At 43.6% G+C, this 25,385-nt stretch carries 20 protein-coding genes and 3 pseudogenes; 17 read left to right on the top strand and 6 right to left on the bottom strand.

The genetic code is table 11. From position 1 onward, the window contains the following. The first annotated feature begins 160 nt into the window (after positions 1–160). From ctpB to minJ, 3 genes are all read left to right on the top strand, one after another. Complete coding sequence (gene ctpB, locus J7E26_RS02575; RefSeq protein ID WP_214802570.1) at positions 161–1,558, top strand: carboxy-terminal processing protease CtpB; 1,398 nt, start codon at positions 161–163, stop codon at positions 1,556–1,558. Between the two features lie 378 nt (positions 1,559–1,936). Continuing rightward, the gene (gene swrA / locus J7E26_RS02570) at positions 1,937–2,290 is read left to right on the top strand and encodes a swarming motility protein SwrAA (RefSeq protein WP_214802572.1); all 354 of its coding nucleotides are present in this window, start codon (positions 1,937–1,939) and stop codon (positions 2,288–2,290) included. Between the two features lie 75 nt (positions 2,291–2,365). Further along, a complete protein-coding gene (gene minJ / locus J7E26_RS02565; RefSeq protein ID WP_214802574.1) occupies positions 2,366–3,556 on the top strand; it encodes a cell division topological determinant MinJ in 1,191 nt (396 codons plus the stop codon). Between the two features lie 362 nt (positions 3,557–3,918). On the opposite strand, the gene J7E26_RS02560 is transcribed toward minJ, so the two are convergent. From J7E26_RS02560 to J7E26_RS02550, 3 genes are all read right to left on the bottom strand, one after another. Further along, on the bottom strand, positions 3,919–5,253 hold the full coding sequence (locus J7E26_RS02560; RefSeq protein ID WP_214802577.1) for an MFS transporter: 1,335 nt from the start codon (positions 5,251–5,253) through the stop codon (positions 3,919–3,921). Between the two features lie 24 nt (positions 5,254–5,277). After that, positions 5,278–5,847 carry a TetR/AcrR family transcriptional regulator gene (locus tag J7E26_RS02555; protein WP_214802580.1) on the bottom strand — a complete coding sequence of 190 codons (570 nt, stop codon included), beginning with the start codon at positions 5,845–5,847 and terminating at the stop codon, positions 5,278–5,280. Positions 5,848–5,919: 72 nt separating this feature from the next. Further along, positions 5,920–8,421 carry a PEP/pyruvate-binding domain-containing protein gene (locus J7E26_RS02550; RefSeq protein ID WP_214802583.1) on the bottom strand — a complete coding sequence of 834 codons (2,502 nt, stop codon included), beginning with the start codon at positions 8,419–8,421 and terminating at the stop codon, positions 5,920–5,922. 298 nt (positions 8,422–8,719) lie between these two features. On the opposite strand from J7E26_RS02550, the gene J7E26_RS02545 reads away from it, so the two are divergent. The 3 genes from J7E26_RS02545 (at position 8,720) to uvrA (ending at position 13,999) form a co-directional block, all read left to right on the top strand. Then, positions 8,720–8,956, top strand: a complete 237-nt coding sequence (locus J7E26_RS02545) for a CsbA family protein (protein WP_003151438.1) — start codon at positions 8,720–8,722, stop codon at positions 8,954–8,956. A gap of 176 nt (positions 8,957–9,132) precedes the next feature. Then, positions 9,133–11,118 carry an excinuclease ABC subunit UvrB gene (gene uvrB / locus J7E26_RS02540; RefSeq protein WP_214802587.1) on the top strand — a complete coding sequence of 662 codons (1,986 nt, stop codon included), beginning with the start codon at positions 9,133–9,135 and terminating at the stop codon, positions 11,116–11,118. Between the two features lie 7 nt (positions 11,119–11,125). Continuing rightward, positions 11,126–13,999, top strand: coding sequence for an excinuclease ABC subunit UvrA (uvrA, locus tag J7E26_RS02535; protein ID WP_214802590.1), 2,874 nt, complete (start codon positions 11,126–11,128; stop codon positions 13,997–13,999). Positions 14,000–14,046: 47 nt separating this feature from the next. On the opposite strand, the gene J7E26_RS02530 is transcribed toward uvrA, so the two are convergent. Then, positions 14,047–14,283, bottom strand: coding sequence for a hypothetical protein (locus tag J7E26_RS02530; RefSeq protein ID WP_214802593.1), 237 nt, complete (start codon positions 14,281–14,283; stop codon positions 14,047–14,049). A gap of 200 nt (positions 14,284–14,483) precedes the next feature. On the opposite strand from J7E26_RS02530, the gene J7E26_RS02525 reads away from it, so the two are divergent. From J7E26_RS02525 to J7E26_RS02505, 5 genes are all read left to right on the top strand, one after another. Then, positions 14,484–14,810, top strand: coding sequence for a hypothetical protein (locus tag J7E26_RS02525; protein ID WP_214802595.1), 327 nt, complete (start codon positions 14,484–14,486; stop codon positions 14,808–14,810). 23 nt (positions 14,811–14,833) lie between these two features. After that, entirely contained in the window at positions 14,834–15,931 is a 1,098-nt protein-coding gene (locus J7E26_RS02520) for a DUF4097 family beta strand repeat-containing protein (RefSeq protein ID WP_214802597.1), read from the top strand. A 4-nt stretch (positions 15,932–15,935) separates the two neighbouring features. Next, complete coding sequence (locus tag J7E26_RS02515; RefSeq protein ID WP_214802599.1) at positions 15,936–16,130, top strand: PspC domain-containing protein; 195 nt, start codon at positions 15,936–15,938, stop codon at positions 16,128–16,130. Beyond that, entirely contained in the window at positions 16,131–16,490 is a 360-nt protein-coding gene (locus J7E26_RS02510) for a phage holin family protein (protein ID WP_214802601.1), read from the top strand. A 90-nt stretch (positions 16,491–16,580) separates the two neighbouring features. Then, positions 16,581–20,450, top strand: coding sequence for a lamin tail domain-containing metallophosphoesterase family protein (locus J7E26_RS02505; protein WP_214802603.1), 3,870 nt, complete (start codon positions 16,581–16,583; stop codon positions 20,448–20,450). A gap of 138 nt (positions 20,451–20,588) precedes the next feature. Here the strand turns inward: J7E26_RS02505 and J7E26_RS18585 are convergent, their stop codons facing one another. Both J7E26_RS18585 and J7E26_RS02495 read right to left on the bottom strand, forming a co-directional pair. Beyond that, complete coding sequence (locus tag J7E26_RS18585) at positions 20,589–20,762, bottom strand: tyrosine-type recombinase/integrase (RefSeq protein ID WP_353618109.1); 174 nt, start codon at positions 20,760–20,762, stop codon at positions 20,589–20,591. Beyond that, positions 20,723–21,403: a tyrosine-type recombinase/integrase gene (locus J7E26_RS02495; RefSeq protein ID WP_214802605.1), complete on the bottom strand. Its 681-nt coding sequence runs from the start codon at positions 21,401–21,403 to the stop codon at positions 20,723–20,725. The genes J7E26_RS18585 and J7E26_RS02495 overlap by 40 nt, the downstream gene beginning before the upstream one ends. 69 nt (positions 21,404–21,472) lie before the next feature. Between J7E26_RS02495 and J7E26_RS18160 the strand changes: the two are divergent. The 6 genes and pseudogenes from J7E26_RS18160 to J7E26_RS02475 all read left to right on the top strand — a co-directional run. Continuing rightward, positions 21,473–21,571, top strand: a pseudogene (locus J7E26_RS18160) (hypothetical protein); the annotation flags it as partial. Positions 21,572–21,633: 62 nt separating this feature from the next. Then, positions 21,634–22,014 (top strand): cystatin-like fold lipoprotein, encoded by a 381-nt coding sequence (locus J7E26_RS02490; protein ID WP_214802607.1) that lies wholly within the window; start codon positions 21,634–21,636, stop codon positions 22,012–22,014. A gap of 112 nt (positions 22,015–22,126) precedes the next feature. Next, positions 22,127–22,397: pseudogene (locus J7E26_RS18155) on the top strand (protein rep); the annotation flags it as partial. 241 nt (positions 22,398–22,638) lie between these two features. Further along, positions 22,639–23,109 (top strand): hypothetical protein, encoded by a 471-nt coding sequence (locus J7E26_RS02485; RefSeq protein WP_214802610.1) that lies wholly within the window; start codon positions 22,639–22,641, stop codon positions 23,107–23,109. Positions 23,110–23,129: 20 nt separating this feature from the next. Continuing rightward, on the top strand, positions 23,130–23,567 hold the full coding sequence (locus J7E26_RS02480; RefSeq protein WP_214802613.1) for a terpene synthase: 438 nt from the start codon (positions 23,130–23,132) through the stop codon (positions 23,565–23,567). Between the two features lie 509 nt (positions 23,568–24,076). Continuing rightward, positions 24,077–25,247: pseudogene (locus J7E26_RS02475) on the top strand (response regulator aspartate phosphatase). The last annotated feature ends 138 nt before the right edge of the window (positions 25,248–25,385 follow it).

Genomic DNA, 25,385 nt, shown 5'->3' with positions numbered 1-25,385 from the left:
CATTTCTGTATATTTGATGTAGTTCATACAAAATATTATACGTTATCCATTTATGTGAAACAATCGAACGTTTTCATTTTTTTACTGTCATTACATGAATTCTTTCAGCTTTACATATACTATCTCCAGGTTTTCGTAAAAGGACAGGAGGAGGTAAAAGATGAAGCAAAAAATGATCGCAGTCATAGCGGCAGCCAGCATATTGTGCGGCGGTGCGGACATCGCGGCGGCACAGCCTGATCCATCCGGCGCTGAAAGAAGCGAAGCGATGGAGAAAATTGAAAAAGCATATGACTTAATCTCAAATGAGTATGTAGAGAAGGTAGATAGGGAAAAGCTGCTTGAAGGAGCGATTCAGGGGATGCTGTCTACATTAAACGATCCTTATTCCGTTTATATGGACAAGCAGACAGCCAAGCAGTTTTCTGATTCGCTTGATTCCTCTTTTGAAGGAATCGGCGCTGAAGTCGGAATGGAAGACAATAAAATTATTATCGTATCACCGTTTAAGCAATCACCGGCAGAAAAAGCCGGCCTCAAGCCGAATGATGAGATCATCAGCATTAACGGCGAATCAATGGACGGGAAAGATTTAAATGATGCCGTACTCAAAATAAGAGGAAAAAAAGGCTCGAAGGTTTCCATTAAAGTACAGCGTCCCGGTACGGAAAAACAGCTGTCCTTCCGCATTAAAAGAGCGGAGATTCCGCTGGAAACCGTATTTTCTTCCCGAAAAGAAGCAGGGGGGCGTCCTGTCGGCTATATCGGGATCTCGACATTTTCAGAACATACGGCAGAAGACTTCTCATTAGCGCTGAGCAAGCTTGAAAAACAAGGAATTGAAGGATTGGTTCTTGATGTGCGCGGGAACCCCGGCGGCTATCTCCAAAGCGTGGAGCAGATTCTGAAGCATTTCATTACAAAGGACATGCCGTACATTCAAATCGCGGAACGTGACGGGGATAAAAAACAATATTTCTCAACCTTAAAACAGAAAAAGCCGTACCCCATAAATGTCATTACGGATAAAGGAAGTGCTTCCGCCTCTGAAATTCTCGCGGGCGCTTTGAAGGAAGCCGGACATTATGACGTTGTCGGCGATACCTCCTTCGGAAAAGGAACGGTTCAGCAGGCCGTGCCTATGGGTGACGGAAGCAACATTAAACTGACGCTTTACAAATGGCTCACACCGAAAGGCAACTGGATTCATAAAAAAGGAATTACGCCGACAATCGCCATGAGCCAGCCGGAGTATTTCTCTGCGGGGCCTCTTCAGCTTAAACAGCCTCTTCAGCCTGATATGAACAATGCGGATGTGAAACACGCCCAAATTCTGCTGAAAGGCTTAAGCTTTGATCCGGGCCGGGCGGACGGATATTACAGCAAAACGATGAAAAAAGCCGTTCTTGCTTTTCAAGATCGATACAAGCTTGATAAAACGGCAGTCATTGACAAAAAAACAGCGGAGAAAATGAACCAGCTGATCAATGAGAAGAAATCTGATGAAAATAATGATTTACAGCTGCAAACAGCATTAAAATCATTATTTGTGAAATAAAGGAAGGGAGGCGGTTTTTTCGCCTCCTGTTTCTTTTGTCACGTTGTATAAATGAACTAAAAGACACATATTTATGACGATTTTGACAAGATATTAAAAAAATTTTCACATTTAAACATTTATAAAGGACAAACAATACCCGATATTTATAGAGAAGAGAGACTTTATGCCGAGTTAATATGTATTTAAAATGAAACTTTTGCAAGTTGCCTCAGCCTGTTTTAGTTCTTACAATTAAAGAAGGTTCTAATAGAGAACAGATTTCGTTTTTTGGCAGCTGCACTTCGAATTGAATAGTGCCGGCAGCGACTGTCAGCACTTCAGCACGGCAGCTGTAATCACCCGTGCTTATTTGGATAAAAAAATGGGGGTTCACAATTGAAGAGGGCAAGTATTGTGCGTGAAAAAAAATATTACGAATTAGTGGAACAACTAAAAGACAGAACAAAAGACGTCACATTTTCAGCAACAAAAGCACTAAGTCTTCTTATGCTGTTCAGCAGATATCTGGTGAATTACACAAATGTTGAATGCGTTAACGACATTAACGAGGAATGTGCAGAACATTATTTCACTTACTTAATGAAAAATCATAAACGTCTGGGAATCAATCTGACGGACATCAAAAGGTCGATGCTCTTGATCAGCGGAGTGATCGATGCTGAAGTCGACCATTATCTGAAGGATTTCTCTCTCTCGAATGTTACGCTGTGGATGACACAGGAGAGGTAGGCGTTTAATCATATCCAAGCCAATTATTATTTGGTAGAATAGAATTAAAATGTTTGGCTTGAGGCGGTGAAAGTAGTGTCTGTTCAATGGGGGATTGAACTGTTAAAAAGTGTTGGTCTGTTTTTTTTGCACCCGCTATTTTGGTTTTTTATCATCATAAGTCTCGCGTGCGGATATTTGCGGATTAAACGTGAAAGGCATACGTTTCATACGAAAATCGCAGATATGTATGATGAGCTTACTTTTACATACATTAAAGGTCTAATACCGGGAATTCTTCTCTCGATACTGTTATTTGGGCTGGGGATCTCAATTCCGCTCGGTCTTTTAGGCATTATTGCTGCTGTAACGGCTCTTGCGGCGCTTACTTTCCGCATGAATTGGCTGTCATCGGCTTATATTGTCAGCACGGCTATGCTGATTGCCTTTATCCTTCAGTTTAACCAGTCGGAGCCTTTTTCAGAGCGGTTTCCGCAAGCATTCGGAGTGAATTGGGCTTCTGCCGCCGTGTTTTTGGGTCTTTTGATTATCACGGAAGGAACGGCTGCATACCGTTCGGCCCATCTGAAAACGTCTCCTGCGCTTGTTGTCAGCAGCAGGGGCCTGCCGATTGGGCGTCAATTGGCGAATCGCGCCTGGCTGCTTCCGCTTTTCATATTGGTGCCGGGCAACGGACTTGAGTCACACCTTTCTTGGTGGCCTGTCTTTACCGTGCCGGGCGGCTCTTTCCATTTTATCTGGATTCCTTACATTGTCGGTTTCGGACAGCGTGTGCAAGGGTCGCTTCCGAAAATAAGCATAAGGATAACGGCGAAACGGATCATGATTCTCGGGCTTATTGTTACGGCTGTCGGAGCTGCGGGTCTTTGGTGGACTCCGCTTGCGGGGACTGCTGCTTGTACAGCGGTGGCCGGACGTCTGTTTTTGTCATTAAGGCAGCGCATGAATGATAACGCGGCTCCGTTTTATTTTTCTAAACGTGATCAAGGTTTAATGGTTCTCGGCATCATTCCGAATACGCCGGCAGAGGACCTCGACCTGAAGATCGGTGAGATCATTACGAAAGTAAACGGCATCCCTGTGAAGCATGTATCGGAGTTTTATGAAGCACTTCAAAAAAACCGCGCATTTGTAAAAATGGAGATCATCAGTTTAAACGGCCAAATCCGTTTTGATCAGCGTGCGTCTTATGAGGGCGAACATCACGAATTAGGTATTTTGTTTGTGCAAGATGAACATGAGCAGGAAGAGACAGCTGCATTATAAAAAAACAGCCCGGTGCAGCCGGGCTGTTTTTGTTTATGGGCGGAACACGATGTCATCGGGATGCATTTCTGATGCAATAGTGCCTGTGACAGTATCTGCCGTATCTGGCGAATAGGTAAGAACAGGATCAGCTGCCGTTCCTTCCGCATTATTTTGAACGGCATTGACGATCAGTACCGGCGCCAGCGGGCGAACTTATTTTAAACTCTCAGCCATTTACATTCCCCTTTTCTCTCTTTTTATATCAAACGGCGTTACGATACTCTAGGCGGCGGGGAGGACGGCGGTACTTCGAGAGAGAAAATTAAGGATAAAAACCAGAAAAAGGTTCCGAGAATCATATTCTCAGGAACCGTTTTCTGTTAAGCTGAATGATTTTGCGTTTGGGCTGTTTCGCCGGACTTAATGCCTAATGACACGAACAAGCCGATAATGGAAACACCGATCAGGATCATAAACAGAATATGAAACCCGGAAATCAAACCAATCAAAGCGGAAGATATAATACTTCCGAAATAGCGGAAGGTGGAAAAGATGCCGGACGCAATTCCGGACATGCCCGGCTCGACCGTCGCAAGGGATGACACCTGCATGCTCGTCAGTCCTGCACCTGAAGCGAGGCCTCCTAAAATAAGCGATGTCATGAGGAACGGAACGGAATGGGAATGAACCAAGAATAAAAATAAGATATTCGCTCCGGCCATCAATCCGAATGACAGAAAAATCATTCTTCTTGCGCCCCATTTATGATGAAGCTGAGCGCCGCCCCAGTTGCTTGCTGACATGAATACGGAAAAGACCGACAGCGCCATGCCGCTTTGAGATGTATTTAAACTGAAATGGTTTGTCATAAACAGCGGCATGATCAATAAGACGGCGTACATCATTAAATTACTTAATAAGACTGACAAATTGGCGCTCGTAAAGGTTGAGTTTTTGAAAAGGTCAAAATCAATAATGGGATGTTTCGTCCGCATCTCCCGTCTGAAAAAAAACGGAACAAACAAAAGAATAAGCAGGCCGTACAGCCAATAGCCCCAAGTGCTTTCATTTTTCGTCAGCAAAATAATAGATACGATGCTTCCGGCAAGCAAAAGCGAGCCGATCAAATCAAGCGGCGCGTCAGAGGTTTTTTCTTTATATTTAGGAAACATCATCAATGCCGTCACAAATGCGATAGCGAGAAACGGGATGTTGACCCAAAAGATAGAATGCCAGCTGAAGCTTTCAATCAAAAGTGAACCGATAAACGGGCCGAGAGCCGCGCCCAGGCCGGCGCCGAGGCCGAAAAAACCGAATACTTTCGGAAGGCGTTTTTCAGACACGACATGCCGGATGATGGCAATGCTGTTTGGCGTAAGCAAAGCGCCGCCGGCTGCCTGGAGCGCGCGGAAAACCATTAATAAGAAAAGACTCGGCGAGAGGGCGCATCCCAGCGACGCAATCAGAAAGAGACCGACGCCCCATAAATACATTTTTTTGTTTCCGTACATATCACCGAGCTTGCCGGCAATGGGCTGTGTCACGGCCATTACAATTAAATAGACGGTCACAACCCAAGTGATGCTGGCGAGAGATTCGCTGTATGACCGGGAAATGGATGAAAGGGCTACTGCGATCATCGTAGAATTGATAGGGACGAGAATTGCCCCCAGCAAAAGTGAAACGATCAGCGCCCATTCTTTCTTTGAACCCATTCATATCCTCCTTTGGAGCCGGAATTACCGGCTGATGATTCCTTTGACAAAAATCTCAGTGCTGTGTCTCAGCATGGTTTCTTCAGGAAGAGAAATGACTCTTTTCCCAAGCTGCAGGCGGTGCATGAAATAACCGAAAATCATCGTCATAAAAACGTCTGCATTTGCTTCTTCACAGCCGGGGCGGATCATGTTTTTCTCTGTCAGCCCTTTAAAATAAACAATCAAATACTTTTTTATAGATTGCGGACACACGACAATATCCTGGAGCAGATCTTCAAACATTTCCGGTTCACGCAAGCAAATCCGAAACACCTCTTTTTTATGTTCTAATTGTTTTAAGAGACAGGAGCCGATATGAAGCAAATCTTTATACGGGTCGCCTTCTGTCTTTTCGATGATGCTTTCCGGGGTTTGCGTATGCTGCTCAATGATGGCTTTCATTAATCCTTGTTTGTTTTTGAAATTACGAAAAATCGTTGCTTCGCTTACATTCGCCTGTTCCGCTATTTCCTTTGTTGTTGCGGCGCGGTACCCTTTTTTAATAATAAGGTCCATTGCAGCGTCAAGAATTCTCCTGTTTGTCGTCCTCAACATGTTTCACCTCGCGTAATTACTGGCAGGACAAGTATACACCCGCCCCGCCGGTATGATAAAGAGGGAAACCTAATATGAAGCGCGTTTGACAATGGTGATTTTGCCGCTCGTGCCGTCAACTGTGACGGTGTCGCCGTCTTTCAGCCTGTCAGTCGCAGCACGTGTGCCTAGAACGGCAGGAAGCCCGTATTCTCTTGCGATGATGGCCGCGTGCGATAAGATGCCGCCGGTGTCTGTAATGACTGCCTTCGCATCCTGAAACAGACTGGTCCAAAGCGGTGTCGTCATTTTACAGACAAGCACATCTCCAGATGAAAAGCGGGAAAATTCACTCGCGTCACGAATGATCTTCACCGGACCGCTGGCGATGCCGCTTGAAGCCGCGAGGCCGTAAATATGTTGTTCGGTGTTTTTTTCATCTTCTGTAATTGATCCTGTAATCTGTTCTGCCGCTTTTAGCTGTTCGGGAGTCGGCGTGCCGAGATAAGCGGGCGCTTCAAGCAATTGATAGTCTCGAAGCAGCTGTTTCCGTTCGGCCGCCTTTTCTTGCATCGGCGCCGGAGACATTAAGGCTTCCTCGACTTCATCGCCGTATAAATACCACATATCCTCCCGATCATTGATAACGCCCTGCTCTTTTAACAGCTCGCCGATTTTCAAGAGACATAGGCGTGCTTTTGCGTCAAGCATCGCGTCAATATAAAAATGGTGATCGTCTTTAATCACGGATGAAGACAGCGTCCACTGATAATAGCGGTCAAAGGTTTTCCGGAAGCCGTCATCCTCGACTTTTTCCAAAAACGAAGCGTAGAGCTGTTTTCTTTTTTCAATCGTTTTGCTGAATTCGCTGTCAAAATCGTAGCCGCTGCGGACATAGTTTTGGATATTGGACAATGCGAAATAAGGGTTTTCCGCCCAAGTTTCTTCAATCAGGTCATGACTTTTCACAGATCTCCATCCATATTCCTCTAAAAAGTGGCCGACTTTCTGGAGAAAGCGCTTCCCTTCTTCGGATTGCAGGAGCGTTTGATGCAGTTCATCGGCATGATAGGTGCTGAATACGCGCTGTAATGCCGGGCTGTTATTCACTTTTTGCGCGAGCAGCCAAAGATGCCTGTCTGTCTCCAATGATTTATTCATCACTCCCGCCAGCATCTCGTACAAAAGGGCGCTGTTTTCTTCTTCGATCTGTCCGTACATGGCTTCCAGTTTCATGCTTAAAGCAATCTGGGGAAAGATGATATTGAAATGTTCTTCATATCCTTTTAAATAGAAGGCTTTCAGTTTTTGGAACGCATCAAGGGCGCTCTCAGGCGTATGGGTGACATGCGCCAGTTCGTCCAGCCTTTTATAAAAAGGAAGAAATGTTTCGTTAATAATATCGTACATGCGTTCAGCTAAAACCGGAAAAAGCGCTTCTGTTTGTTCTGAAGGCGGCTGCTCCGCTACTTTTCTTTGTTTGGAAAAAATACGGCCCTGATGAAGCTTTACCCGCTCAATTTCCACACCCATTACAGGAAATGTTTTCACGCTCTGCTGCAGCCCGTATTCTAAAGCCGGAACGATGAGAGAGGCGAATAACGGGCTGACGGGTCCTTCGATATTGGACTCCATATTCAGCCAAAAATCCTTCTGATCGAGAGGTGTAATCATAAATTCACGCTCCTCGTCAGCCGCTTTTTGATCCTGTTCTATTGTGGTAATCGGACGGGCCTGAAGCAGATACAGCTTGTTTTCGGCAATTCCGAATTCAAGATCAACGGGGTAACCGTACAGCGCCTCCGTTTTTTTCGTCAGCTCGGCAAGCTCTTTAACCCTTTCGTCATCAAGGCAAAAGCGGCTTCTCATATCATCGCTCGTTTCCTTTTCCGCCACGCCTTCTGCTTGAGAAAATATAAACATTTCCTTTAATCCGATTTCTTTCTCAATCTGAAATGTCTCCTTATTGACGAGATACGTGTCGGGCGTCACGCTGCCGGAGACGATTGCTTCCCCGAGGCCGTAGCTCGCTGAGATCATGAGTTCTCCGTCATCATGCGTGACAGGGTTGCGGCTGAAAATGACGCCTGACACTTCTGACTCGATCAATCCCTGCACAACGACGCCCATTAACGGCTCCGTAATGTCATTTTGCATTTTCTCTTTATAACGGCTCACCCGGGCTGAGAAAAAGGAAGCCCAGCATTCTTTCACTTTTCCGAGAAACTCTTCCTCCGTTTTTATATTTAAATAGGTTTCGTACTGACCGGCGAATGAAGCGCCTTCCAGATCTTCAGATGCTGATGAGGAACGTACGGCCACCGAAGTATATGATTCTCTCAAATCATAAAACGATGCGGTCAGTTCATCTTTCAGCTCTTTAGAAAACGTTCCGTTCATGATAGCGCGCCCCATCTGTTCATCGCCGTCCCGAAGCTGGTTGTCTTCTATAAAACGTGTCAGGGCATTCGTCTGAATGACAAAACCGTCGGGAACGGGCAGACCGTTTTTCGTCAGTTTAATCAGATTCATCCCTTTTGCGCCGGCTAAGCGGCTGGATTCCTCAGCTTTATTAAAAAGTACTGAATACATGTGATATGGCCCCCTTCTTTTGATCACCAAGAAAATGATAGTGAACACTATCATTCCATTGTAAAGAGAGAGGAAGAAACTGTCAAAGACACAAAGGCCTAATCCTCCTGCACCTTTTGGATGAATAAAGGTATAACGATTCATCTTGTTAATAGTTCAATTGATATACATTCATATTTTTCAGATGAATGATTGAAGATTGCTGAAAAAGGGTATTGTAATAATAGGGGAACGATTGTCCGATTCTTCATTTTTTACTATAATCAGATGAGATGAAGAATTCCCGAGGAGGGTTTTTGTGATTACAAAAGCCGTTTTTGCATTATGTTTCCCTTTTATGCTGGTCGTCCTTTTTACGCGGGTTACATTTAACCACTATGTGGCTATTGCTCTCACCGCCGCACTGCTTTTCGCATCCTACTTAAAAGGGTACACAGAAACGTATTTTATCGTTGGATTAGATGTGGTGTCTTTGGTGGCCGGCGGTTTGTACATGGCCAAAAAAGAAGCAGACAAAAAGAAAGATAATGCCTGACATAGTGAATATGAAATGTGAATGCCTGCTTTTACACCATAAAAGCAGGTTTTTTATACAGAAATTAACTTGGAAAAAATAAGCCATCGAACTTTAGTTCGTATTTTTAGTGATTTTTACCGTCATTGTGTTACTATATCAATAGGAAGATTTCGTAAAGAAACGGAGGCTTTTTTGTGAAAGATCGTTTTGAGTTAGTCTCGAAATACCAGCCCCAGGGAGATCAGCCGCAAGCGATTGAGAAGCTTGTCAAAGGCATTCAGGAAGGCAGAAAACACCAGACTCTTCTGGGAGCGACGGGAACGGGTAAAACCTTTACAGTGTCGAATCTGATTAAAGAAGTAAACAAACCGACACTTGTCATCGCTCATAATAAAACCCTTGCCGGACAGCTTTACAGCGAGTTCAAAGAATTTTTCCCGAACAACGCTGTTGAGTATTTTGTCAGCTACTACGACTATTATCAGCCGGAGGCGTACGTGCCTCAAACGGATACATTTATAGAGAAAGACGCAAGCATTAACGATGAAATTGATAAGCTCAGGCACTCCGCGACATCCTCTCTCTTTGAACGGAGAGATGTCATTATTATCGCGAGTGTGTCTTGTATATATGGCCTCGGTTCGCCGGAAGAATACCGCGAAATGGTCGTTTCGCTCAGAACGGAAATGGAGATTGAACGGAACGAGCTGCTGAGAAAGCTTGTAGACATCCAGTATGCCCGCAATGACATCGACTTTCAGCGCGGGACGTTCCGCGTGCGCGGAGACGTTGTGGAAATCTTCCCGGCCTCCCGTGACGAACACTGCATCAGAGTCGAATTTTTCGGCGATGAAATTGAGCGGATCAGAGAGGTTGACGCGCTGACCGGAGAAATTCTCGGCGACCGCGACCATGTCGCGATCTTCCCTGCTTCCCACTTCGTCACCCGGGCCGAAAAGATGGAAAAAGCGGTTGTAAACATTGAGAAAGAGCTTGAGGAGCGCCTGAAAGTCATGCATGAAAACGGCAAGCTCCTTGAAGCGCAGCGTCTGGAGCAGCGGACGAGATATGACCTTGAAATGATGCGGGAAATGGGTTTCTGCTCCGGCATTGAGAACTATTCGAGACACTTAACGCTCCGTCCGGCAGGCTCTACGCCGTATACGCTGCTTGATTATTTTCCCGACGACTTTATGATTGTCGTTGACGAATCACATGTGACGATTCCGCAGGTGCGCGGCATGTTTAACGGTGACCAGGCAAGAAAGCAGGTGCTTGTGGACCACGGCTTCCGCCTGCCGTCCGCGCTTGATAACCGCCCGCTTCGATTCGAGGAATTTGAAAAACACATGCACAATATCGTTTATGTATCGGCTACGCCGGGACCGTACGAAATCGAACATACACCGGAAATGGTCGAGCAGATCATCAGGCCGACGGGGCTTCTTGATCCTATCATTGAGGTGCGTCCGATTGAGGGGCAGATTGATGATTTGATCGGCGAGATTCAGGCGAGAACTGAACGGAATGAACGAGTGCTCATCACGACGCTGACGAAAAAAATGTCAGAGGATCTGACCGATTATCTGAAGGAAATCGGCATTAAAGTCAATTACCTACATTCCGAAATTAAGACGCTGGAACGGATTGAAATCATTCGGGATCTCCGTCTCGGCAAACACGATGTGTTAATCGGAATCAACCTGCTGAGAGAAGGGCTTGATATACCGGAAGTGTCGCTTGTCGCCATTTTGGATGCGGACAAGGAAGGGTTCCTCCGTTCCGAGCGTTCGCTGATTCAAACGATCGGCCGGGCTGCCCGAAACTCAGAGGGCCGCGTTATCATGTACGCCGACAAAATGACGCATTCCATGGAAGTCGCGATTAATGAGACGAAGCGGCGCCGTGAACAACAAGAGCGCTTTAACGAAATCCACGGCATCACGCCGCAAACGATCAATAAGGAAATACGCGATGTGATCCGCGCGACGCAAGCTGCCGAGGATAAAGAAGAATATAAAACAAAAGCCGCGCCGAAGCTGGCGAAAATGACGAAAAAAGAACGCCAGAAAGTCGTTGAGCAAATGGAACTTGAAATGAAAGAAGCAGCCAAAGCGCTTGATTTTGAGCGGGCGGCGGAGCTTCGTGACTTATTGTTAGAGCTAAAAGCGGAAGGATGATGAAAACATGGCTATAGACCGGATCGAGGTGAAAGGGGCAAGGGCGCACAACTTGAAAAACATTGATGTGACGATTCCGAGGGATCAGCTCGTCGTCGTGACGGGTTTGTCCGGTTCGGGAAAATCGTCCCTTGCCTTTGATACGATATACGCAGAAGGACAAAGACGATATGTCGAATCGCTTTCTGCCTATGCGCGCCAATTTTTAGGCCAGATGGATAAGCCTGACGTTGATGCAATTGAGGGGCTTTCTCCCGCCATCAGCATCGACCAGAAGACGACAAGCCGCAATCCGAGGTCAACAGTCGGAACGGTAACGGAGATTTATGATTATCTCCGTCTTTTATATGCGAGAGTCGGTAAGCCGCACTGCCCGGAGCACGGCATTGAAATTACGTCCCAAACGATCGAACAAATGGTCGACCGGATTCTTGAATATCCTGAGCGGACAAAGCTTCAAGTGCTCGCGCCGATTATATCCGGCAGGAAAGGCGCGCACGTCAAAGTGCTTGAACAAATCAGAAAACAAGGCTATGTGAGAGTTCGGATTGACGGAGAAATGGCCGAACTTTCCGATGATATCGAGCTTGAGAAAAATAAAAAGCATTCCATTGAAGTTGTCATTGACCGGATTGTTGTGAAGGAAGGCGTTGCCGCGCGGCTTTCCGACTCGCTGGAAACCGCCCTCCGCTTAGGCGAAGGCCGTGTCTTAATTGATGTAATCGGCCAGGCGGAGCTGATGTTCAGTGAGCATCACGCCTGTCCGCTTTGCGGTTTTTCGATTGGCGAGCTTGAGCCGCGTCTGTTTTCGTTTAACAGTCCGTTCGGCGCATGCCCGACATGTGACGGACTTGGCTTGAAACTTGAGGTGGACCCGGATCTGGTCATTCCAAATCAGGAGCTGTCATTGAAGGAACATGCGATTGCGCCGTGGACGCCGATCAGTTCACAGTATTACCCGCAGCTGCTTCAGGCAGTGTGCAGCCATTACGGAATAGATATGGAGATTCCCGTCAAAGACCTGCCGAAGCATCAGCTTGATAAGGTGCTGTACGGCAGCGGCAATGAACGGATCTATTTTAAATACGAAAATGATTTCGGACAAGTGCGCGAAAATGAGATTGAATTTGAAGGCGTGCTGCGCAACATCGAGAGAAGATATAAAGAGACAAGCTCTGATTATATTCGTGAACAGATGGAGCAATATATGTCCCAGAAGCCGTGCCCGACGTGCAAAGGCTACCGCCTGAAAAAAGAAGCGCTTGCCGTCTTAATTAACGGACGGCATATCGGCACCATCACTGAGCTGTCCGTACGTGATGCGCTCGAATTTTTTAAGAATCTGACACTGTCAGAGAAAGATATGCAGATCGCCGATTTAATTTTGCGGGAAATCGTGGAACGCCTCAGTTTCTTAGACAAAGTCGGGCTCGATTATCTGACATTGAGCCGTGCGGCAGGAACCCTGTCAGGCGGGGAAGCGCAGCGTATCAGGCTTGCGACACAGATCGGTTCCCGTTTATCGGGTGTGCTCTATATTCTCGACGAACCGTCCATCGGCCTTCACCAGCGTGACAATGACCGTTTGATCAGCGCGCTGAAAAACATGAGGGATCTCGGCAATACGCTGATTGTCGTCGAGCATGATGAAGATACGATGATGGCGGCCGATTATTTAATAGACATCGGCCCCGGAGCCGGCATTCATGGCGGTCAGGTCATATCTGCGGGTACGCCTGAAGAGGTCATGAATGATGAGAAATCTTTAACCGGAAGATATTTATCAGGAGCTCAATTTATCCCGATGCCTCCGGAAAGAAGAAAACCAGACGGCCGATTCATTGAAATTAAAGGCGCTGCAGAAAACAATCTGAAAAAAGCGAATGCCAAATTCCCGCTCGGAACATTCACCGCGGTAACGGGTGTGTCCGGTTCCGGAAAAAGCACGCTCGTTAACGAAATTTTGCATAAGGCGCTGGCGCAAAAACTTCATAAAGCAAAAGCGAAACCGGGCAGCCACAAAGAGATCAAGGGGCTGGACCATCTCGATAAGGTGATCGATATCGATCAGGCGCCGATCGGCAGAACGCCGAGATCGAATCCGGCAACCTATACAGGCGTGTTTGATGATATCCGCGATGTGTTCGCGCAGACGAATGAGGCGAAGGTGCGCGGCTATAAGAAAGGCCGGTTCAGCTTCAATGTGAAGGGCGGGCGCTGTGAAGCCTGCCGCGGCGACGGAATCATTAAAATTGAGATGCACTTTTTGCCTGATGTGTACGTGCCGTGTGAAGTGTGTCACGGCAAACGCTACAACAGGGAGACGCTTGAGGTCACATACAAAGGAAAAAGCATTTCCGACGTGCTCGATATGACCGTGGAAGATGCTCTGGCTTTCTTTGAAAGTATTCCGAAAATCAGACGCAAGCTTCAAACCCTTGCTGATGTAGGTTTAGGGTATGTGACACTCGGCCAGCCGGCGACGACGCTGTCAGGCGGAGAAGCGCAGCGCGTCAAGCTTGCTTCCGAGCTGCATAAGCGCTCAACAGGCCGTACGCTTTATATTCTGGACGAACCGACGACAGGTCTCCACGTGGATGATATCGCGAGATTGTTAGTTGTGCTTCAAAGACTTGTGGACAACGGGGATACCGTTTTGGTCATTGAACATAACCTCGATATTATTAAAACGGCGGATTATATCGTAGACTTGGGGCCGGAAGGCGGATCAGGCGGCGGTACGATCGTAGCGTCGGGGACGCCTGAAGAGGTTGCCGAAGTGAAAGAATCATATACCGGCCGATATTTAAAACCGGTCATGGAACGCGATAAAAAACGAATGAAAACCCTTCTGGCCGAAAAAGAAACAGCGGCTACGTAATATATGAATGAAAAAAGCCCAAAACTGAACGGTTTTGGGCTTCTGTTTTACAGGCTTTTTTTCTGATGGGGAAGCTGTCTGCTTAAACTCATCAGATCTTGAAGAATATGGGTGCTGCTGCTGTCCAGCAGCACTTTTATATATTGAATATCATGAGAAATGGGAGAAGCTGCTTTGATTTGTTCCAGCTCAGCCAGCATTTCGTTGTTCATCCTTTTTTGTTCACGAATCAATTTCAGCAGATTTTCTTCTGTTACTTGCTCATTTCCGGGGTCTTTCTCCATTTGTATGTCCTCCTTGCATACGGTCAGGCTTTGTTACATATTGTAATCGGTTCGGGGGAAAGATTCTATAGCGAATTCTCTTAAATCAAAAATTACGCATATTGAAGCATGTCCATAGAATGAAAATGAAACCCAGAGTTTCGTCATACGTATGTATAAGGAATGGTATTTTAAACTATATCACAGGAGAGTGTTTTCATTTGAATCGCAATCAAGCGCTTATTTCATCCATCTGTTATTTCAGCGTGTTTATCGCACCGCTTATCGTTCCGATCGTGGCTTATTTTGTCGTCGATGAAAAAGAAACGAAGCGGCATGCCGTACGCGCTCTTATTTCTCACATCATTCCGTTTGCGGGAGGGCTGATTGTCATTGCCGGAGTTGTCGGCGGAGCGATCACGGCTCAGGAGGAGAGTATACTTCCGGTTTTTGTTATGATAACAGGAGCGATTGTTTATTTCCTCATCGTCATTGGGATGGTCATTTGGAATGTTATTCAGGGAATTAAGGTTTTACGCCAGGCATAAGAAGAGATGGGGAGGAGTTTTGTATGAAGCAGGAGAAAGAACGGATTTTAAAGCTGGTGGAGGAAGGGAAGCTGACTGCGCAGGAAGCCCTTACGCTCATTGAGAAGCTGGACAATGAATATAAAGAAAAAAAAGAGGAGATCACCGCGTTATCAACGAATGTAATTGACTCTGCCGAAGAAGCGGAAAGCGGAGTCAAAGGAGCCCAAAAGCCGTCACTCGGGGCTAAGCTGTTTGACTGGATTGATTCGGCCGTGAAAAAAGTGAAAGAAGCTGATCTTGATTTAAATTTCGGCCATGCATACGATGTGCAGCATATTTTCCAATTTAAAGACAGTGAATTCTCCGGCATTGACATGCAGATTGCAAACGGCAGCGTCAATATCGTGCCGTGGGCGGACGAAGATATCAGGGCGGAGTGCCAGGCAAAGGTTTACCGGGCGGACAGCCAGGACGCTGCGCGCACCGCGTTTCTTCAGCATATTGAATGTGAAGTGAAGGGCAATAAGTTTTTTATCCGCACGGAAAAGAAAACAATGAAGACCAACGTGACGCTGTATGTTCCCCAAAAGGAGTACGATAAGATACGGGTGAAGCTGTTTAACGGCCCGATAAGAGGGGAACATTTACATGTAAAAGAATTCTCGGCGAAAACGACAAACGGCGTTCTGTCATTTTCCCATTTAACGGCTGAAAAAGCGTCGGCGGAAACGGCTAACGGACAAATCAAGCTGGCCGGACACAAATGCGGAACGATTGAAGCGGAAACAATCAATGGCCTGATTGATTTACGCGGTGAGAGTGAATCCATTGACGTTCAAAGCTTTAACGGCAATATTACGCTCACCGTAACAGCGCCGCATTGCCGCTCCGTTTACACAAAAACCACGACCGGAAATGTGGATCTTGCCCTGCCTGATGATGTGGCCGTTAAGGCGGAGCTGAAAAGCAATCTCGGCTCTCTCACCCACGAGCTGATTGATGCGGAGATTTTAAAGGAAAAAAACGATACAATACAAAAAGAATTGATGCTGGCGTCAAATCAAGGCCATGATCAGAGCATATCCATTTTCTCAGAATCATTAACAGGCGCAATTAAGCTAAAGCATACTCAGAGGTGATCGTATGAAAAGACTTTATCGTTCAGAAAAAAATCGTAAAATTGCGGGTGTCATCGGCGGATTGGCGGAGTATCTCAATATGGATGCGTCACTTTTGCGCATCATAGCCGTTGTCTTAACGCTTTTAACGAGCGGGCTCGTACCGCTTGTTTATATTATTTGGTGTTTTGTTGTACCTTTAGAAGGAGATTTGAAATAAATGATCAAATGGGCAGTCAGCATTTTAGTAAATGCTTTATTATTAATCGTCATTGCGGGATATTTTGATTCCGTCCATATCAGCAGTATCGGAGCGGCTGTCATCGCAAGTCTGATTCTTTCTGTGTTAAATGTGCTGATCAAACCGATCATCATCATTTTGACATTGCCCGTTACTGTTGTGACACTTGGTCTCTTCTTGTTTGTCGTCAATGCCATTACCTTAATGATGACCGCGGCATTAATGGGAAGCAGCTTCCAAATCGACGGCTTCGGCACCGCCATTTGGGCATCCGTCGTTCTTTCTGTTTTTCATTTGCTGATTCAAAAAGGTATATTGGAGCCGCTGAGAAAGAGATAAAAAAGAGCTGTCTGCCGGCAGCTTTTTTTATTTGCCGTTTACATAAGCGGCCCCCTCCTGACGCAACATAATGCATAGGGAGGTAATGAGATGAAATGTGTGATGACGCTCTTTTTTCTGATTGGTTTGCTTTGTGTGAGTCCTTCTGCAGACGCGGCGCACAAAGGAACGGTGACCCCCGTAATTCAGCAGGATTTCGGACAGCCGCCTCATTACATACCGCTTTTGGAGAGTCCTCCCCAAATAGAAGTGAAGGCGGAAATGAAAAGAAACCTGTTCATACAAGCTCATGTACGCGATGCCTCATATAAAGCATTTTCGGCTTTTCTGTTTTATAAACAAAGCAATGAGCTGGGGTTTAAAATGGTGCCGATGGAGCCTGCACCCGGTTCCATTCAGGCATTTATGGCGCAGATTTCAAAACGTGAGATCTGGAATGGGGAATTAGAATATTACATTGTCTTCTCGAACGGCAAACAGCGTGCGGAATCGGAAAAGAAGCGGCTGAAGCTTGACGGTTATCAAGCCGATTTGGCGCACATTCCCGAGCTGATGATTACGGAGCTGGCCGTTGATACGAAAAATGACAGCCGCGGTGACGCCTATGAATTTATTGAGGTCTATAACACAACGGACAGGCCGATTCATTTTAAAGATTATCAAATCCGCTACCGCTATCCCAAGGAAGGGCCGGAATCCGATTTAATATGGAAGCCGGCAAAAGACGCGGTCATTCCATCCGGCGGCGCCTATGTGTTTTGGCTGAGGCGCGCTTCATCAGAGCTTACAGCAGAGGATTTTAACCGCTATTACGGAACCGGTTTGAAAGAAGGGGAAAATCTTGCAGTCATTGAAGAGACGGAAGGAATGGCGAATTCACGGCCGCGTGCCGTGGTGCTGTCGACGAATACAGGAAAAGACATAGCGGTTGCGCATTACCGAAAGCACGCATTCAGGCGCCTGTCTTCTTTGCTTTATAAATATCCGCTGAACGGAACGGAAGAGCTGCTGGCGATTTCCACAAGCGAACAGAAGCCGTCACCGGGCTCCGTTTATCAGGCGCAGGTCCCTCAGCAAAAACGGCCGACTAAGCCTGACAAGGAAAAGCCAGTCATTGAAGACCTCACGAATAGAAAACCCGTCCGCCCGACGGAAAGCATTGAATTGAAAGCTGACATTCGTGACAAAAACCTTGTCAAAACGGCTGCTTTTTATTATCGGACCAATGAAAAGAAACCATTTAAAAGAATACTGGCCGAAAAAGACCGCAACGATAATTTATATCACCATATCATTTATTCTCCCGAATTGATCGGACAGGATCAGCTTGAGTATTATATCGCTGCAGGTGACGGAGAAAATGAAGCGAAAACGCCTGTCAAAATGATTGACATTGAGCAGACGAGCAAGTCACACGGTTTGCGAATGAACATTGAATCTAATGATACGATATCGGGCACACACCTGCTTAAAGCCACATCAGACATCAGCGCGGATAAGATTAAGCTGTGGATTGACGGGAAGCTTCAGCAGACACGCCCGGCACTGGAGAAAGAGGTTTATTTTGCCTTTGATACCCGAAAAACGAATCTCTATTTTCAAAATGCGGTCATGATGGAAAACGAGGTTATTAAAATTTTTGACGATCCGACCCACCGCTACCGAACGTACTCGGTTCTGCTGCCGGAGCGGCTGCTGCAAAAAGGCGGAAAGACACCGAGCGTCGCGATCCGTTCAGGGTCAAAGGTTTCCCCTTATGACACGGGGGAAAATCGCGATGATTTTCTGGTGAAAAATGCCCGCCTTGTGCTTTCCGACGGAACCGTCATCAGAGACGGGGAGCAAGCTCCGGGAAAGCAGCTGTTTATCGGGGATAATCAGCGCGCGAATCACAGCATTTCTTTCCGATTCAGCCTTCCGGATCATTTGTTCACATCCCGTCTTTTGGAGTGGAATACGGCGAAGCTTTCTGAAGGCTATCACCATGTTTTTGTCAGCGACGGTGAAGAACAGGTCAGTATGTCCGTGCGCGTTGATAACACGGGGCCAGAGATTGATCCCGGAATCACCGAAGGCCAAAAGGTGAAAGGAAATCTGGTGCTGCAAGCGAAAATCCGTGATACATGGAGTAAGGTTGAAGAGGTAAAAGCGTTTTTGGACGGAGAAAGCATTTCACTCCCGTACCATACGTCATCTGCGGAGCTTGAGCCCGGAAAGCACACTCTTAAAATCAGTGCGGCTGACCTGGCCGGAAATGAGACGACGGCAGTCCGCACCTTCACCACCGAACGGGAGCAGCCGAACCAGCCTGAGCTGATCGGTCAGAAAGTGAGCGGCCATAAAGCAAAACTGTCCGTTCGTGTAAAAGATCCGACGAAGGACGCGATGGATTTATCTTTTTATCGGGGCTTCCGTTATACGGCGCGGAACCCGGGCAGCGTAAAAGTGTATAAACACGCCTCGGTGACTGAGCCGCCGAAAGGAATAAAGGAAAATGAAACGCCTTTTACCTTGCCGGAAATGAATCAGATCTCGGCAAATGACGGAAAGACAGTAACAACCGAAAATATGGAGCGCTTCCCTTATCACCGGTTTGAAGTAACGGTTGATCCGTCTGTTGATGAAACGGATCAGGCTGAAGCGGTTTGGAAAGGAAGTTCTTTGCCCGGCAGAAAGGTAACCATGTATATATGGAATTACCGGACAAGCTGCTGGCAGGAGGCTGACAGTTTTCTCGCCAAAAATAAAAAAACGTTTACCTTAAAGGCCTCCGTTTCGGCAGCTGATTTTGTGAAGCATTCTAAAATGAATGTCATCGTGCAGGACGAGATCCCGGCAAAGGGCGATTATACGTTTGTCTGGATGTCGGACACGCAGTATTATGCGAAAAGCCATCCGCATATTTTTGATAAGATGACCGATTGGATGAAAGAAAATAAGGAAAAGCACAATATTAAATATGTATTTCACACGGGTGATATTGTCGATGATTCAACGGATATGAAACAGTGGAAAAACGCCGATCATTCGATGCGCACTCTCGATAAAGCGGGGATTCCTTACGGAGTGCTTGCCGGTAATCATGATGTCGGCCATAAGGACGGCACATACCGGACATTCGGGGATTACTTCGGCAGCCAACGTTTTGATCAGAAACTGCATTACGGCGGATCATATAAAAATAACCGCGGCCATTATGATTTAGTGTCAAGCAGCGGGAATGACTTTATTATGATTTATATGGGCTGGGGCATTACCGGCCAAGATATTGACTGGATCAACAATGTGCTCAAGCAGTATCCTGACCGCACGGCGATTTTATGCTTTCATGAATATTTGCTTGTGAGCGGGAACAGAAGCCCGATCGGAGAGACGATTTACAAAAAAGTCGTCAAGCCGAACCGCAATGTGATGATGGTATTAAGCGGCCACTACCATAACGCAATGAGAAAAACAGACGCGCTTGATGATGACGGGGACGGAAAAGCGGACCGCCTCGTGCATCAAATCCTGACTGATTATCAGGACGGCCCGGAAGGCGGACAAGGCTACATGCGTCTGATGCAATTTGACCAGGCCTCCAATCAAGTGCATATGTTCTCCTACTCGCCGTATACAGATGACATCAATTACTACGATGCAGACCTGTTCGGCGATAAAGATGACTTCTCAGCCGGAATGGATTTAAAACCGAAAATGAAAAAGGTAGCGACCGATTACTTTGAATGCAATATCTATACGAATGAGCTGCTCGGTCATAAAAAGCACGTAAAAAGCGGAAAAACGGCACATTGGGTTTGGAACGATCTTCAGGCAGATTCCGTTTATTATTGGTATACCGTCGTGAAGGACCCGTTCAATGGCAAAACAAAATCGCCGATCTGGATGTTAAAAACGGGGAACCCGCCTTATCACCCTTCTCCAGATCAGCTTGATTTCAGGCATGTCTCCAATCCATGACGAACTGTTTATTCGTTTAAATAGTTTGTTTTGGCTGTTAAAATGGTTAATTTTTATTCATTTTTGCTTGTTTTTTATATTCTTTTTTCTATTGTGGAGTAAAATTGGTTTGTTTTCTTGATGTTGCTTGCTGATTGTTTAGAACAAATCATCTAATCGATCAGCAAGCTCTTTTTGTCTGCCAGGGAAAAGGTGGCCATAGGTATCAAGGGTCGTTTTTATACTCTTATGCCCTAACCTTTTGGAAATTAAATAAACATCTTCGCCCCTATTTATGAGTAGTGCAACATGTGAGTGTCTGAAATCATGTATGCTAATTGGGGGTAAATTAAGGCTGGAGTTTTTTTGCAGAGTGTTTTGAGATAAAGGTTTAATCCTGCTCTGTCAGGAGTATTGTGATTGAATTTGAAAATTCTTGTAGATTCTGTTTGTTCTATACCATATTTCCTTAGCCCTTCTTTTTGTTTCAACTTCCACTCTTTGAGTACCAATTTTTTGTTTATTAAAATGTTTCTTCTCGAATTTGGATTTTTGGGAGTGGTAACAAGAAAATCGTTATTTTCTTTTATTCTAGACAAGTTTTTGTTTATTTTAATTTCGTTTGTGTAGCTGTTAAAATCTGACCATTCTAAAGCTAACATTTCCCCCACTCTTGCACCTGTGAAGTAGGCAAATGTGAAATATACTTTTTTGAAAAAGTGTTTTTTATCACTAATAAGGGGGAGAAAAGATTTGAATTGTTCCGGTGTCCAAAACTTAATATCCTCTTCGACTGTATCTTTATTAGATAAACTTTTCATTCTTCTCATGGGATGTTGGTTTAACATTCCTTCGTCTATTGCTAAATAGAGAATTAGTTTTAAATAAACCATTATTTTATTTATGTACGTATGCTTTAAATTTTCTTTTTTAAGTGACTCTCGGTATTGGCTGATGTCTTCTTCTGTTAACAATTTAATTACACAATCATTAAAATAAGGATTTATTTTTTTGTGACTATCATATTTATTGAAGTGAAGGTTTCAGTAACCAGCCAGAAAGTGCTGATTATTCAAACGAAGATGAAAAAGGAAAAAAACAAGTGGCTGGTCGATGATGTACAGGTGAAAGGAAATGGGTAAGAAGTGGAAAAACTCCTATATTTTGAGTATAATGAATATTGAAAAAAGAGGGGGTACATATTTTGAAGAACCTTTTTATTTTCCTTAGTATTTCCGCCACCCTTCTATTGCCTGCATGTGGTGGAAATAAATATGATGATGCGATTGATAATGTAATTAAAAAATATAAGGACTCTTTAATTGAGGATGGTTATGATACTGATGATGTCAAAAGGGATAGTGCAGTAATACGTGTATATGATGGTGGGAAATATATTCAGCTCGCTTTCCATAATGATGGCTTGCTCAATTATTCAACGTATGATTACTATGAAAAAATGGGGAATGATTATGAAGAAATGGAGCATATGCCTTCGACTGGAGAGTATGACCGCCTAGGCTTGTACAAGAAAACACCGGATTATGAAGAAGTTAAAGGCAAGGAAACAAAAACTAAGGAGTAGACTTAATGTCTACTCCTAATAAATTTTTCAGGGAGCATGAGAAATATTGCTTAAATAAGACTTGATAACGTTGTAACCAAGTTGTAAAATTTACATAGAAATCATTCTTTAAATCTTGAAGTATCAAGTCAAGGATGTGATACGTGGGAATGAAGTGACCGAGGAGAACTTGGATACGGTCTATTATTTGGATGATGCTTTGGTTTCCAGGAAATTGATCGGTTACGGTGGGGTCTTGAAAGAGATACACTAGGAACTCAATTTGACGGATCCCGAGGATAGAGATCTGATCAGGATTGAAGAAGATGGTGATGAGGTAGTAGGAGACATTTAAGGTCATGGCGCATTGGCATGTTGGCATTAAGAATTTTATAATCAATTAGAAATGAATACCGACTTATTCTAGGGGTTTTTTAGTACAGCTGTACTTTCTATGACAGCACTACTTACTTGCACCATCTATTTTGTTGAAATATATAGGAATATAGTAAATTTTGAAGAAAATGAAATTGTCAAGCGTCTCATTTATTAAAATTACCTTAATTTTAACAATTTAATATATACATAAAGTCTCCATTTATATATCATTAGTACTACAATAATTTTATATATTTGGAGGTTTTTATGAAAAAGAGTTTTATTTTAACAATGATATGTACTTTATTCCTTTCAACTATGTTTTTATGCCTTGGAACTAGTGAAGCTTCAGCTGCTACTATGAAACAAGTACCGGGTTCTCCTGGTTGGAAATATCGTGTTGACGGACCACATGTTGATGGAGTCAATAATGATTGGCATGTACATGTTGAAAAAGGTAAGATTAAAGGAGCTGAAAGAGTAACTGGAGGGAAAAGTCATAATAAAACTCTAAATTCAGCTGGCGTTCCTAAAACTGTACAAAAAAATGTAAAGAAGACTAGTGACTTTAAAAAAGCGTTAGAGAAACAGAAAAAACTAGATAAAGAACGAAAAAAAGTTTCTAAATTTAGTTGGACTGATATATTATGGCACCCTTCATATTTGATAACGCTAGCAGCTTTAGTAGGTGTAACAATGGGTCAATTACTAAAGCATCCAAAGTTAGTATTTGGGTAATATTTGAGTAGGGGGAAATTATGATATCACTTAATAGAGCTTTAAAATTACGAGATTTAGAAGTTTTTCGTGTGCTGAAAGATGGTAACATTTTATCTTACGTAATAATTGAAGATACTCGAAAGCCATTTACAGAAGAAGACAAAAAACTAGAACCATTATGTTATATGGACGAAGAAGATATTAATGCGATTTTAAATGTTTTTAAGATTTCAATTGTTAATGATGAAAAATTAAATGAAGATGATTCAATTTCTATAAGATCTTACTTTTCCGAATTTGTTAATAACACAAATTTAACGAATTTTATTATTAAAGAATATGTTCAAAAGGATTTATATGATTACGATGATGAAGATGACATCATTTTCTTTAATAGAATTTTACGAAGTATAGGATCAGATTATGTTATTAAAGAATTTGACGATATAAATTGGATTTATTTATCTCAAGATTGATTTCATATTTAGATTTTGAAGGAGTACAGAAGATAATTTCTGTACTCCTTTTTAAGGCAAATAAAATAGACTTCTAGTTTCTCTTTATAGCAATAACACGCTTGACGGAAATCGTAAGATTTTAGCACCCACAAGGGGTGTGTATAAGTTCTCTAATAATTCTTCTTTTGTTTAGCTATATAGAGATGGAATACAAGCTGTAACAATTGTGAATCCTATCTTGGTAAGCTTAATATCCTCTTCCTTAGTTACCCTGATAACAAGATTGTTTAGAAATAAAACTAAAACCGCATAACCCTTCAAATAGTTGAGTGGACTTTGTGTCTGCTCTTTTTTTATGCGCTGATTTCTTGTCAAGAAACAAAAGAGACTTACAATAACCGCAATAAAGACGAAAAGAATAAATTCTTCAATAGACAATTCGTACCTTTTTGCATTTTAACTTTGTCAAGAAATGTTCAATCTGCCATAATACAATTAATGTAAAAATTATAACAATTTTTGTATGGATGGGGGGAGTTTTTTTGTATCAGATTTTTGTGGATAAAGATAAAATTCCATATGATGTAGTAGCCAAAAAATTAAACGCTTGGTATACGTTTATAAAAACGATCAAGTAAACCGGGCTGAAAGTATAAAAAAAGAAGTAGAGTTGGAGCTTAAAAGCATGGAAGAAAATAAAGATGCTTTGTTGTATTATCAATTGCTTGAATTTAGACATGAGCTAATGATAAATTATTTAAATTCTGAAAAGATGGAAGAGTTAAATAGCAATGAAGAAATTAGAGCTTCAGGTAATGTAACGGGAATGTTAGAATATTATTTTCATTTCTTTATGGGAATGTATGAGTTCAGAAGAAAGGAATTAACAGCGGCATAGAAAGGCAGAATATAAATTAGCTGAATTAGATGATGAGATAGAAAAAGCTGAATTTTTCTTTAAAGTCTCTTATGTTTATTATTATATGAAGCAAACATACTTTTCGATGAATTATGCAAATAGAGTGCTGAAGATTTATGAAAAATATGATGACTATTTTATCCAATCTTTAAGGTGTAAATTTATAGTGGGTGGAAACCTTTTAGACTCATTAGAATACGAAAAGGCTTTAGAAACGTTTCTGGATTCATTGAATATTGCAGAAAAGATAAAAGTCGATTACTTGATTGGTATGGCTCATATTAATACTGGTATTTGTTATGATGAATTAGAGGAATATTCCAAGGCGTCATTCCTTCCATTTGGAAAGTGCATTGGAATTCCTTGAAATTACAGATCATAGTTTTGTAACTAAGACTCTTTTTATCTTAACTCATGTCAAAGTGAAACAAGGGGATAAAAAATCAGCCAAGTTATACTTTGAAAAAGGGTGCGATTTAGTTGTTAAAAATAACGATGATGAATATTCTGCAAAGTTCAAAATATTAGAAGGACTTTATTTTTCTAATGGTGAATATGATTTAATTAGAGAGGCTTTTAGGTATCTTGATATGATGAAGATGTATGCTGACTTGGAGAATTATGCTGTTGATGTTGCTGATTATTTTCACCAGGAACGTGATTTTCAAAGATCAAGTGAGTATTACAGATTAAGTGTGGAAGCACGAAAGAAAATCAAAAAAGGAGAGGTTATCAATGAAAATAAGCCGGATTCTATTAACAGTGGTGGCATTGACTAGTATTTTGTTGTTTGTGCCGTATGACGTGAATGGCACTGATACAACGATGAAAGTTGCCTCGGATAGAGTGGCAGCATAAAAAAACTCCCCTCGTTCTTTAACGGAATGGGAGGAAGTATTTCTTGGTGCTCCACTTAC

Origin of the sequence: Bacillus sp. ISL-51, from assembly GCF_018613535.1 — a bacterium.
Classification (GTDB): Bacteria; Bacillota; Bacilli; order Bacillales; family Bacillaceae; genus Bacillus.
Note: the sequence above shows the minus strand (reverse complement) of the source record. Positions and strands in the feature narration are given on the sequence as shown.

What these genes read in the sequence shown, in the direction of transcription:
- ctpB (WP_214802570.1), top strand. Translation starts at nt 161, where the DNA reads ATGAAGCAAAAAATGATCGCAGTCATAGCGGCAGCCAGCATATTGTGC.
- J7E26_RS02560 (WP_214802577.1), bottom strand. Translation starts at nt 5,253, where the DNA reads ATGGGTTCAAAGAAAGAATGGGCGCTGATCGTTTCACTTTTGCTGGGG.
- J7E26_RS02550 (WP_214802583.1), bottom strand. Translation starts at nt 8,421, where the DNA reads ATGTATTCAGTACTTTTTAATAAAGCTGAGGAATCCAGCCGCTTAGCC.
- uvrA (WP_214802590.1), top strand. Translation starts at nt 11,126, where the DNA reads ATGGCTATAGACCGGATCGAGGTGAAAGGGGCAAGGGCGCACAACTTG.
- J7E26_RS02530 (WP_214802593.1), bottom strand. Translation starts at nt 14,283, where the DNA reads ATGGAGAAAGACCCCGGAAATGAGCAAGTAACAGAAGAAAATCTGCTG.
- J7E26_RS02520 (WP_214802597.1), top strand. Translation starts at nt 14,834, where the DNA reads ATGAAGCAGGAGAAAGAACGGATTTTAAAGCTGGTGGAGGAAGGGAAG.
- J7E26_RS02515 (WP_214802599.1), top strand. Translation starts at nt 15,936, where the DNA reads ATGAAAAGACTTTATCGTTCAGAAAAAAATCGTAAAATTGCGGGTGTC.
- J7E26_RS02510 (WP_214802601.1), top strand. Translation starts at nt 16,131, where the DNA reads ATGATCAAATGGGCAGTCAGCATTTTAGTAAATGCTTTATTATTAATC.
- J7E26_RS02505 (WP_214802603.1), top strand. Translation starts at nt 16,581, where the DNA reads ATGAAATGTGTGATGACGCTCTTTTTTCTGATTGGTTTGCTTTGTGTG.
- J7E26_RS02485 (WP_214802610.1), top strand. Translation starts at nt 22,639, where the DNA reads ATGAAAAAGAGTTTTATTTTAACAATGATATGTACTTTATTCCTTTCA.
- J7E26_RS02480 (WP_214802613.1), top strand. Translation starts at nt 23,130, where the DNA reads ATGATATCACTTAATAGAGCTTTAAAATTACGAGATTTAGAAGTTTTT.